10 protein-coding genes are annotated in these 10,757 nt (G+C 73.4%); all 10 read left to right on the top strand.

Translation table 11 applies throughout. The features are described 5' to 3' along the window. Positions 1-192: 192 nt before the first annotated feature. Positions 193-1,416, top strand: coding sequence for an ABC transporter substrate-binding protein (locus tag ACI8AC_RS21655; protein ID WP_456899912.1), 1,224 nt, complete (start codon positions 193-195; stop codon positions 1,414-1,416). A gap of 76 nt (positions 1,417-1,492) precedes the next feature. Beyond that, positions 1,493-2,383 (top strand): branched-chain amino acid ABC transporter permease, encoded by an 891-nt coding sequence (locus ACI8AC_RS21650; protein ID WP_456899911.1) that lies wholly within the window; start codon positions 1,493-1,495, stop codon positions 2,381-2,383. Continuing rightward, positions 2,380-3,321: a branched-chain amino acid ABC transporter permease gene (locus ACI8AC_RS21645; protein WP_456899910.1), complete on the top strand. Its 942-nt coding sequence runs from the start codon at positions 2,380-2,382 to the stop codon at positions 3,319-3,321. Before ACI8AC_RS21650 ends, ACI8AC_RS21645 begins: the two co-directional genes overlap by 4 nt. Continuing rightward, positions 3,318-4,124 carry an ABC transporter ATP-binding protein gene (locus tag ACI8AC_RS21640; protein WP_456899909.1) on the top strand — a complete coding sequence of 269 codons (807 nt, stop codon included), beginning with the start codon at positions 3,318-3,320 and terminating at the stop codon, positions 4,122-4,124. The genes ACI8AC_RS21645 and ACI8AC_RS21640 overlap by 4 nt, the downstream gene beginning before the upstream one ends. Continuing rightward, on the top strand, positions 4,108-4,824 hold the full coding sequence (locus ACI8AC_RS21635; RefSeq protein ID WP_456899908.1) for an ABC transporter ATP-binding protein: 717 nt from the start codon (positions 4,108-4,110) through the stop codon (positions 4,822-4,824). Before ACI8AC_RS21640 ends, ACI8AC_RS21635 begins: the two co-directional genes overlap by 17 nt. Before the next feature lie 71 nt (positions 4,825-4,895). Further along, positions 4,896-6,602 carry an AMP-binding protein gene (locus tag ACI8AC_RS21630; RefSeq protein WP_456899907.1) on the top strand — a complete coding sequence of 569 codons (1,707 nt, stop codon included), beginning with the start codon at positions 4,896-4,898 and terminating at the stop codon, positions 6,600-6,602. An 11-nt stretch (positions 6,603-6,613) separates the two neighbouring features. Continuing rightward, positions 6,614-7,780, top strand: a complete 1,167-nt coding sequence (locus ACI8AC_RS21625) for an acyl-CoA dehydrogenase family protein (protein WP_456899906.1) — start codon at positions 6,614-6,616, stop codon at positions 7,778-7,780. 2 nt (positions 7,781-7,782) lie between these two features. Next, positions 7,783-8,748 (top strand): HpcH/HpaI aldolase/citrate lyase family protein, encoded by a 966-nt coding sequence (locus ACI8AC_RS21620; protein WP_456899905.1) that lies wholly within the window; start codon positions 7,783-7,785, stop codon positions 8,746-8,748. A gap of 2 nt (positions 8,749-8,750) precedes the next feature. Then, entirely contained in the window at positions 8,751-9,281 is a 531-nt protein-coding gene (locus tag ACI8AC_RS21615; protein WP_456899904.1) for a MaoC family dehydratase, read from the top strand. Continuing rightward, entirely contained in the window at positions 9,278-10,750 is a 1,473-nt protein-coding gene (locus ACI8AC_RS21610) for an aldehyde dehydrogenase family protein (protein ID WP_456899903.1), read from the top strand. Before ACI8AC_RS21615 ends, ACI8AC_RS21610 begins: the two co-directional genes overlap by 4 nt. Positions 10,751-10,757 lie beyond the last annotated feature (7 nt).

Genomic DNA, 10,757 nt, shown 5'->3' with positions numbered 1-10,757 from the left:
GCCCAGCTGCGCCCCGCGGCGCCACGCCGGGCCCCCGCCCCCCTCGGGGGGCCGGGGCCGCCGTGTGCCCGCCCACCGGGCCGCCCACCGGGTCACGAACGCATAACAGCGCGGGCGGCTCTCGACAGCGCCTGTGACCCCCGTTACCGTCTCTCCAACCCTGCACATCATTACGAGAGTTTGGAGATCCCCATGGGCAAGGCAGTTCGCCCCCGCCGCCGGGCCGGCGCCCGTGCGGCCGGTGCGCTCGCGCTGGCCGCCGGGCTCGCGGCGTGCAGCTCCCCGGCCGACACCGGCAGCGCCGGGGCCGGCGGGGCCGCGGGGGGTGGCGCGGACGCCTGCGCCGGGGAGGAGCTGCCGGAGTCGGTCCGGATCATGAACATCCGGGCCCTCACCGGCCCCGTCTCCTTCGCCGGGCTCAACGCCCAGAAGGGCATCGACCTCGCGCTGGAGGAGATCGCGGCCGACGGCCTGCTCGACGGCACCACCATCGAGCTCGACACCCGCGACAGCTCCACGAGCCCCCAGGAGGCGGCCAGCTTCGCCAGCCAGGCGATCGCCGACGAGTCCTACGTGGCGATCCTCGGCCCGGAGGCCAGCGCGCAGTCGACGGCCGTCTCGCCGATCGCCCAGGGCGCCGGGATGCCGGTCGTGTACGTGCAGTCCGGCAGCGAGGGCGTGCTGACCGGCGACTTCACCTACCGCCTGACCCCGCCGGCCGAGTCCTACTTCGACATCGTCGGCCCCTGGCTCGCCGAGCAGGGCATCGGCACCGCCTCCGTGCTCTTCAACACCGGCAACCCCACGCTGGCCGAGCTGGGGGAGACGACGGTCCCCGCCGTCGCCGACGAGCAGGGCATCGAGATCGTCAGCAGCGGCGGGGTGGACCTCACCGCGCAGGACTTCACCACGCCGGCCTCGCAGATCGCCGGCGAGAACCCGGACGCCGCCTTCCTCATGCTGCAGGGCCCGCAGTACCCGGTGGCGATCACGCAGCTGCGGCAGGCGGGCTTCCAGGGCGACATCATCGGGATGAGCGCCGCCGGCGCGGGCAACCTCGCACCCGCCGGGGAGACCGCGGCCGGCGCGCTGTGGCCGGCCAACTACGCCCCCTCGCAGGACGCCGAGAGCACCCAGGAGTTCGTCACGGCCTTCGGCGAGGCCTACGCGGGCGAGGTGCCGAACAACTACGCCGCCGAGGCCTACGACGCCATGTGGTTCCTGGCCCGCGGCCTGGCGGAGGCCGGCTGCGCCGACCGCGCCGCCCTGCAGCAGGGGCTCGAGGCGGTGGCCGAGGAGGGGTTCTCCGGGGCCCAGGGCGAGATCACCTTCGAGGACAACGACGCCCGGGTGCCCGGCGTCCTGATCCAGTGGGACGGCGCCGAGGAGGTCGTGGTCCCGACCCCGGGCGCCTGACGGCGGCCCGACTGCTGTCCACCGCCGGTGCCGGCGGGCCCCGCCCGCCGGCACCGGCCGCCGGAAAGGACCGGACATGGCACAGGACGTGCTCAACGCCCTGACGCTGGGATCGCTCTACCTGCTGTTCGCGCTGGGCATGAGCCTGGCCTGGGGGACCATCGGCATCCTCAACTTCGCCCACGGCTCGATCTTCATGTTCGCGGCCTTCACCGCCCACCTGGTCGTCCAGCAGGTGGAGCTGCCGATGGTCGCCCTCATCGCGATCGGGGTCGTGGCCGGCGCGCTGCTGTCCGTCCTCGTGCAGCTGCTGGTCTTCGAGCCGATCCAGCGCCGGGCGACGGACAAGCACAAGGCCGAGCTGCAGATCCTCATCGGGGGGATCGGCGTGGCCATCGTGCCGCTGGCCATCGCCCAGCACCTCACCCGGAGCGTGCCGTTCGGCTACTCGGCGGGCGTGTTCGAGGTGAACACCTACGACCTGGGCTTCGTGCGGGTCTCCAACGTGCAGCTGATCACCCTGGCCGCCGCCGTCGGGCTGGCCGGGGTCATCGGCTGGTGGCTCAAGGCCGCGCGGCCGGGCCTGGCCCTGCGCGGCATCGGCGTCGATGCCGAGGTCGCCTCCATGATGGGGGTCGACCGCCGCCGGCTGGCGCTGCTCACCATGGCCGTCGCCGGTGCGCTGGCCGGCCTGGCCGGCGTGCTGCTCACCTACTACCTGGGCTCGATCGCACCGGAGACCGGCGACGCGTTCCTGCTCAAGGCCTTCGCGGCGATCATCCTGGGCGGCGTCGGCAGCATCGCCGGGGTCGCCATCGGGGCGCTGTTCCTGGCCGGCGTCGAGACGCTGGTCCTGGTCACGACCTCGGGCGCCTGGGCGCCGGCCATCGCCTTCGGCGTCCTCTTCCTCATGCTCCTCGTCCGGCCCAACGGCCTGCTCGGCCGCCAGGAGGTGCGGCGCACGTGAGCCAGTGGTTCGTCTCCCACCTGATCCTCGTCCAGGGCACCTTCATCAGCCTGCTGCTGGCCCTGTCGATCCAGGTCCCGCTGCGCGCGGGCGTGTTCTCCTTCGCCGGCGTCGGCAGCTACGCCCTCGGGGCCTACACCGCCGCCATCCTCACCATCCGGCTGCAGGTCGCACCGATCATCGCCATCGGGGCCGGGGTGCTGCTGGCCGCGGTGGCGGGCTACCTGCTGGCCCTGCTCGTGGCCCGGCTCTCGGGTCTCTACCTCGGCATGGCGACCATCGCGTTCGCGCTGTTCCTCGGGGTCGCGGCCACCAACGGCGGCGAGCTCACCGGGGGGCCGACCGGCCTGTTCGGTGCCATCAGCACGCTCACCACCGCGCACGTCATCGCGGTGACGGTGGTCGTGGTGCTGCTGCTGGCGGCCGGCGAGCGCGGGGCCTACGGGCGGCGGGTCGACGCCGTCCGGGAGGACCCGCAGCTGGCGGTCACCCTGGGCATCGACGTCAACCGGGTGCGCCGCCGGGTCTTCGTCGTCAGCGGCGCCCTGGGCGCCACGGCCGGCGGCATGTACACGCTGCTGCGCACGACCGTCTCCCCGGAGACCATCGGCTTCCACCTGGTCGTCACCGCCCTGACGATGATCATCGTCGGCGGGTCGCTGTCCTGGGCCGGGGCCGCCATCGGCGCGCTGATCTTCACCTGGCTGCCGACGGTGCTGCAGTTCGTCGGCGAGTGGCAGCTCCTGGTCTACGGCCTGCTGGTGACCGCCGCCGCGGTGTACGTGCCGGGCGGGATCCTCGGGCTGGTGCAGTCCGGCTGGCGGCGGTACCGGCGCAGCCGGCGTCCCGCCGCCCGGCCGGGCGCGGCCGCGGCGGCGGCCGGGGAGCACGAGGCGCCGCTGGCCACGCTCGGCACGCCGGGGGAGGTGCGCTCGTGACGACCGCGGAGCCGCGCGGCGGCGCGACCGCCGCCGGTGCTCCGGCCGCGGTCCTGCGGACCGAGGACGTCGCCGTGCACTTCGGCGGCATCAAGGCCGTCGACGGCATCGACCTGACGCTGGAGCAGGGCCGGATCCTGGGCATCCTCGGCCCCAACGGGTCCGGCAAGAGCACCCTGCTGGCCGCGATCACCCGGCTGGTGCCGCTCACCCGCGGGCGCCTGCTGCTCGACGGGGAGGAGTACGGCCGGACGCCGCCGTCGCGCCTGGCCCACCGGGGCATCGCGCGGACGTTCCAGACCGTCCGGCTGCTGCCCGAGCTCACCGTCCTCGGCAACATCCAGCTGGGCGCCGACCTGCGGCGCAGCCGGTCCGAACGGCTGCGCGAGCTGGTCCGGCGGGACGTCCCGGCGGCGGTGCGCGAGGCGGTCCAGCGCACCGGGGTGGAGGACCTGCTCGACCTGTTCCCGGGCGAGCTGTCCTACGGCACCGCCCGCCGGGTGGAGATCGCCCGGGCGCTCGCCTCCCGGCCGCGGGTGCTCATGCTCGACGAGCCGACGGCGGGCATGAACCAGCCGGAGCGGCTCGAGGTGGCCGGCCTGCTGCGCCGGCTGCGCGACGAGGGGCTGACCCAGCTGCTCGTCGAGCACGACGTGCAGATGATGGTCGACACCTGCGACCGCCTGCTCGCCATGAACCAGGGGCTGCCGATCGCCGAGGGCCCCCCGGCGGACGTCGTCCGCGACCCCGCCGTGCAGGAGGCCTACCTGGGGAAGAGGTGGAACCGTGCTGGAGATCGCTGACCTGCACGTCCGGTACGCCACGGCCGAGGCGGTCCGCGGGGTGTCCCTGGGGGCCGAGCCGGGGCGGGTGACCCTGGTGCTGGGGGCCAACGGGGCCGGGAAGACCAGCACCCTGCGGGCCGCGGCCGGCCTGGTGCCGGTGCACGCCGGGCAGATGCGGCTCGAGGGCCGCGACATCACCCGGCGCGCGCCGCACAAGGTGGTCCGCGACGGCATGGTGCTCGTGCCGGAGGGGCGGCGGGTGTTCGCGCCCCTGACGGTGGAGGAGAACCTCGTCCTGGGTGGTTACACGGCCTCCCGTGAGCGGTCCCGCCAGGTCCTGGCGCGGGTGTACGAGATGTTCCCGATCCTGCGCGAGCGGCGGGGCGGCCCGGCCGGCCTGCTCTCGGGCGGCGAGCAGCAGATGCTCGCCTTCGGCCGGGCGCTGATGTCCTCGCCCCGGGTGATCCTGCTGGACGAGCCGTCGATGGGGCTCGCGCCGACGATGGTCGAGTCGGTGCTCGGCGCGGTCCGCGACATGGCCGACTCCGGGATCGCCGTCCTGCTGGTCGAGCAGAACGCCGACATGGGCATGGAGGTCGCCGACTCGGTCGTCGCCATGGCCCGCGGTGAGGTCGTCTTCGCCGGCGCGGCCGCGGAGGCGCGCTCAAACGCATCGGTGCTGCGCGCCTTCCTCGGCGAGGCGGCGCTGACCGGCTGAGCCCGCCGCCGGGTCCGGGCCCCGGGCCGGACCCGGGGGCCGCTTCGGACCCTGGCGACAGAACTCTAATCATGATTAGCTATGGTGGCTCGACGGACGACGACGGCAGGGGAGCGATGCGCACCTACACCGACCTCGTCCCGGTCTTCGGTGACCAGGACGACTGGACGCTCGCCACGGTGCTGCGGCACCAGGCCGCGCACCGCCCGGACGCGGTCTTCCTCGACCTGCCGGAGGAGGGGCTGACCTTCACCTACGCCGAGGCGCTGGCGCAGGCCGAGTCCGTCGCCGACCGGCTGGCCGAGGCCGGCGCGCAGCCCGGCGACCGGGTGCTCGTGATGGCGGCCAACTCCTCGCAGTTCCTGCGCACCTGGCTGGGCACCGGCGTCGGCGGCACGGTCGAGGTGCCGGTCAACACCGCCTACGAGGGGGTGTTCCTCGAGCACCAGCTGAGCACCGCGGCCCCCCGGTGGGCGGTCGTCGACGACGTGCAGGCGGCCAGGTTCGTCGCGCTGGGCGAGGCGGCCCGGGTTATCGAGCGGTTCTGGGTCGTCGACACCGGCTCCCGCGAGCAGGCGCTGGCCACCCTGCGCGACGCCGGCTGGGCGGCCGACCCGTGGGAGCAGCTCGCGCAGGGCGCCCGCCCTGGCGCGGCGTTCGACACCCCGGCCCCGCACGCGCTGGCGTCGATCTTCTTCACCTCCGGCACGACCGGGCCCTCCAAGGGCGTGGCCATGCCGCACGCGCAGATGTACTTCTTCGGCCAGGAGGTGGTCAGCCTGCAGCGGCTGACCCCCGACGACGTCTACTTCACCTGCACCCCGCTCTTCCACGGCAACGCCCAGTTCATGGCCGCCTACCCGGCGCTCATCGCCGGCGCCCGGCTGGTCTGCCGGTCGCGGTTCTCCGCCAGCCGCTGGATCGACCAGCTGCGCGAGTCGCGGGTGACCGCCACCAACCTCATCGGCGTCATGATGGACTTCGTCTGGAAGCAGCCGCCGCGGCCCGACGACGCGGACAACGTGCTGCGGACCGTCTTCGCCGCGCCGACCGCCAGCTCGATCCTCGAGGGCTTCAAGGCCCGCTTCGGCATCGAGGCGTTCACCGAGGTCTTCGGCCTCACCGAGACCAGCGCCCCCATCCTGTCCCCGTACGGCGAGGACCGGCCGGCCGGGGCCGCCGGGCTCCAGGCCGCCGACTGGTTCGACGTCCGCCTGGTCGACCCGGAGACCGACCGCGAGGTGCCGGTCGGCGAGGTCGGCGAGCTCGTCGTCCGCCCGAGGCACCCCTGGACCTGCTCGATGGGCTACTTCGGCATGCCGGACAAGACCGTCGAGGCGTGGCGCAACCTGTGGTTCCACACCGGCGACGCGCTGCGCAAGGACGCCGACGGCTGGTTCTACTTCGTCGACCGCTACAAGGACGCGCTGCGCCGTCGCGGGGAGAACATCAGCTCCTACGAGGTCGAGCAGGGCCTCCTCTCGCACCCGGCGGTGCTCGAGGTGGCGGTCGTCGCCGTCGCCGCCGAGTCCGAGGCCGGCGAGGACGAGGTCATGGCCTGCGTCGTCACCGACGGCCACGTCGCCCCGGCCGAGCTGTGGGCCTGGTGCGAGGGGCGGATCCCCGCCTTCGCGACCCCCCGGTTCATCCGGCTGGTCGACCGGCTGCCCAAGACCCCCTCGGAGAAGGTGCAGAAGGCCGAGCTGCGTGCCACCGGCATCACCGAGGACACCCACGACCGCCTCGCCGCCGCGGCTGCCCCCGCCGGCGCGCGCTGAGGGAGGACGACATGGACTTCGTCGAGGACCCGGTCCACAAGGAGATCCGCGAGGCCGTCCGGGCCATGTGCAAGGCCTTCCCGGACGAGTACTGGATGGAGCACGACACCTCCCACCAGTTCCCCTGGGAGTTCTACGACGCGGTCAAGGACGCCGGCTGGCTGGGCCTGACCATCCCCGAGGAGTACGGCGGCGGAGGTCTGGGCGTCACCGAGGCGGCGATCGTCGAGCAGGAGATCGCCGCCTCCGGGGCCGGCATGGGCGGCTGCTCGGCCGTGCACATCGGGATCTTCGGCTTCCACCCGATCATCGAGCACGGCTCGGAGTCGCTGAAGCGGCGCTTCCTGCCGGACGCGGTCAGCGGCGAGCTGCACGTCTCCTTCGCCGTCACCGAGCCCGACGCCGGCACCGACACGACCAACATCTCCACCTTCGCCCGGAAGGTGGACGGGGGCTACCTGGTCAGCGGCAAGAAGGTCTGGATCACCAAGGCGCAGGAGTCGCAGCGGATGCTGCTGCTGGCCCGCACCAGCCCGCGTGACCCGAAGGGCCGCAAGACCGCGGGCATGACGCTGTTCTTCGCCCCGATCGACCGGGAGAAGGTGCAGATCCGGCCGATCCCGAAGATGGGGCGCAACGCCGTCGACACCAACGAGCTGTTCATCGACGACCTGTTCGTGGCCGACGAGGACGTCGTCGGCGAGGTCGACTCCGGCTTCCGGACCATCCTCGGCGGGCTCAACGCCGAGCGGGTCATCAGCGCCAACGCCGCGCTGGGCATCGGCCGGGCGGCGCTGCGCCGGGGCACCGAGTACGCCAAGCAGCGCGAGGTCTTCGGCCGGCCGATCGGCCAGAACCAGGGCATCGCCTTCCAGCTCGCCGACGCCGCGATCCGGCTCGACGCGGCCGAGGTCATGGTGCAGAAGGCCGCCTGGCTGGTCGACCAGGGGCTGCCGTGCGGGCGGGAGGCCAACGCCGCGAAGTTCCTCTGCGCCGAGGCCGGCTTCCACGCCGCCGACGTCGCCCTGCAGGTCCACGGCGGGTTCGGCTACGGCAAGGAGTTCCACGTCGAGCGGTACTTCCGCGAGGCCCGGCTGATGCGGATCGCGCCGATCAGCCAGGAGATGGTGCTCAACTACACCGCCGAGCACGTGCTCGGCCTGCCCCGGAGCTACTGACCGTGGTCCCGTACCGCTCGATCCTGTTCGTCCCCGGCCACAAGCCGCAGTGGGTCGACAAGGCCCTGGCCGCCGGCGCCGACTGCGTCGTCCTCGACCTCGAGGACTCGGTGCCCGCCGACCTGAAGGCCGCCGCCCGGCAGACGGTCGCCGACTCCATCCGCGCGGTCCGGCAGCGCGACTCCCGGGTGGGCCTGTTCGTCCGGGTCAACCCGCTGGACACCCGGCTCACCGGCGGTGACCTGGAGGCCGTCGTCGTCCCCGGGCTGACCGGCGTCTTCGCGCCCAAGATCAGCACGGCTGCCGACGTGCTGCGCTACGACGCCCTCCTCGACCACTTCGAGGAGCGGAACGGCGTCCCCGGCCTGGAGTACATCGTCCCGGTCGAGATGATCGGGGCCATCCAGCACGCCCGGGAGATCGCCCTGGCCTCCCCCCGGGTCGGGGCCATGATCGGCCCGACCGCGGAGCACGCCGACATCGCCCGGGCCGTGGGGTACCGGTGGACGCCGGAGGGCGAGGAGACGCTCTACCTGCGCAGCCGCATCCTGCTGGCCTGCCGGGAGGCCGGGATCCACCCGCTCACCGGCCTGTGGGAGCGGCTCGACGACCTGGCCGGGCTCAAGAGCTTCGCCGAGAAGGGCCGCCAACTGGGCTTCCGGGGGATGATCGCCATCCACCCCTCCCACGTGGCCACGGTGAACGAGGCCTTCACCCCGTCGGCCGACGAGGTCGACTTCCACCAGGGCCTGGTCGACGCCTACGAGGCCGCGTCCGCCGCCGGGCACGGCGCCGTCCGCTACCGCGGCGTGCACATCGACAAGGCCCACGCCGACACCGCCCGCGACTGGCTGGCGCACGCCCGGGCGCTACCGGGCACGGTCCCGGCGCCGCAGGACGCCGTTCCGGCCTCGCGTCCGGCTCCGCGGGACGCACTCGGCATCGACGCACCCGAGGGAGGACGCTGACCATGCGGGGGCTCTACTTCGAGGAGTTCGAGGTCGGCCGGGTCTACCGGCACCCGTTCACCCGGACCGTCACCGAGTCCGACAACGTGCTCTTCACGTCGCTGACGATGAACACCCAGCCGCTGCACCTGGACCACGAGTTCGCCAAGGGCACCGTGCACGGGCGGCCGCTGTTCAACAGCCTGTTCACCCTCGCCCTGGTCGGCGGCTTCCACGTGCTGGAGCTGACCTTCGGGACGACGCTGGGCAACCTCGGCTACGACTCGGTGAAGTTCCCGCACCCGGTCTTCCACGGCGACACGCTGCGCGGCGAGACGACGATCCTGGACAAGCGGGAGAGCAGGAGCCGCACCGACAGCGGGATCGTGTGGTTCGAGCACCGCGGGTACAACCAGCACGACCAGCTGGTCATGGTGTGCACCCGCGTCGGCCTCATGGCCAAGAGCCCCGAGAACGGGGGCAGCAACCCGGAGATCGGCGGCAGCGCGCCCGCCGTCGCCGCCGGCACCGCACCGTCCGAGGAGCAGGCATGACCAGCACCGAGACCGACCTGCGGACCTGGGTCCCGGCCACCCGCGAGCTGCTGGTCGACGGCCGGCTGGTCGCCGGCGAGGGCCCGGTCATCGAGGCGGTCAACCCGGCGACCGAGCAGGTCACGGCGACCGTGCCCACCGCCTCGACCGCCCAGGTGGACGCCGCCGTCGCCGCCGCCCGCCGGGCGTTCCCCGCCTGGGCGGAGGCGAGCCCCGAGGAGCGCAGCGCGGCGATCCACCGGCTGGCCGACGTCTTCGAGCGGCACACCGAGCGGCTGACCGCCTCGATCGTCAACGAGGTCGGCACCCCGGTGGCCTTCGCCGAGGTCATGCAGGTCAAGCTCGGCATCACCCACCTGCGCTGGCAGGCCGAGGCGGCGAAGGTCGACCGCACCGTGCAGCTGGGGGAGTGGCACGACCCCGTGCTGACCCGCTCGGAGGTCGCCTACCGGCCGGCCGGGGTGGTGGCCTGCATCACCGGCTACAACTACCCGATCAACCTCGCCGTCTTCAAGTTCGGCGCCGCCCTGGCGGCCGGCTGCACCGCGGTGCTGCTGCCGAGCCCGCGGACCCCGCTGACCACCCTCTGGATGGGCGAGCTGTTCGAGGAGGCCGGCATCCCGCCCGGCGTCCTCAACGTGGTCATCGGCGACGGGCCCTCGGTCGGCCAGCACCTGACCACCCACCCCGGGGTCGACCGGGTCTCCTTCACCGGCTCCGACGCCGTCGGCGCGCGGATCATGGAGCAGGCCGCCCGCGGCCTCAAGGGCGTGACCCTGGAGCTCGGCGGCAAGTCCCCGAACATCCTGCTGCCCGGGGTGGACGCCGCCGGCCTGGCGAAGGACATCCACCTGCGGTGGGCGCGCAACGGCGGGCAGGGCTGCGCGGCGCTGGCCCGGATGCTGGTGCACGAGAGCCTGGTCGACGAGTTCCTCGCCGCCTCGGCCGACGCGTTCACCGCCCTGAGGGTCGGCGACCCGTGGGACCGCTCGGTCAACATCGGGCCGATGATCCGCGAGGACCACCGGCAGCGCGTGCAGTCCTTCATCGACGGCGGCCTGGCCGACGGCGGGGAGATCGTGCTGTCGCTGGACACCCCGGTGCCCGACCGCGGGTACTTCGTCAACCCGGTGGTCTTCGCCGGCCTGCCCCACGACAACCGGCTGGTGCAGCAGGAGGTGTTCGGCCCGGTCGGCGTCGTGGTGCCGTTCGCCACCGAGGAGGAGGCGGTCCGGCTGGCCAACGACACCGCCTACGGGCTGGCCGCGAACGTCTACACGCCCGACGTCGAGCACGGCCGCGCGCTCGCCGCGCGGCTCCGCTCCGGGACGGTGTGGGTCAACGGCGGCGGGAACATGCGCCCGGACGCGCCCTTCGGCGGCTTCGGCCTCTCGGGCGTCGGGCGGGAGATCGGCGAGTGGGGCATCCGGGAGTACCTCGAGGTGCAGCACGTGCAGTGGCGGCCGTGACGGGGCA

The sequence above is a fragment of the Geodermatophilus sp. SYSU D00758 genome (genome assembly GCF_054049955.1).
Note: the sequence above shows the minus strand (reverse complement) of the source record. Positions and strands in the feature narration are given on the sequence as shown.

Coding starts and splice junctions, on each gene's coding strand:
- ACI8AC_RS21655 (WP_456899912.1), top strand. CDS start 193: ATGGGCAAGGCAGTTCGCCCCCGCCGCCGGGCCGGCGCCCGTGCGGCC.
- ACI8AC_RS21650 (WP_456899911.1), top strand. CDS start 1,493: ATGGCACAGGACGTGCTCAACGCCCTGACGCTGGGATCGCTCTACCTG.
- ACI8AC_RS21630 (WP_456899907.1), top strand. CDS start 4,896: ATGATTAGCTATGGTGGCTCGACGGACGACGACGGCAGGGGAGCGATG.
- ACI8AC_RS21625 (WP_456899906.1), top strand. CDS start 6,614: ATGGACTTCGTCGAGGACCCGGTCCACAAGGAGATCCGCGAGGCCGTC.
- ACI8AC_RS21615 (WP_456899904.1), top strand. CDS start 8,751: ATGCGGGGGCTCTACTTCGAGGAGTTCGAGGTCGGCCGGGTCTACCGG.
- ACI8AC_RS21610 (WP_456899903.1), top strand. CDS start 9,278: ATGACCAGCACCGAGACCGACCTGCGGACCTGGGTCCCGGCCACCCGC.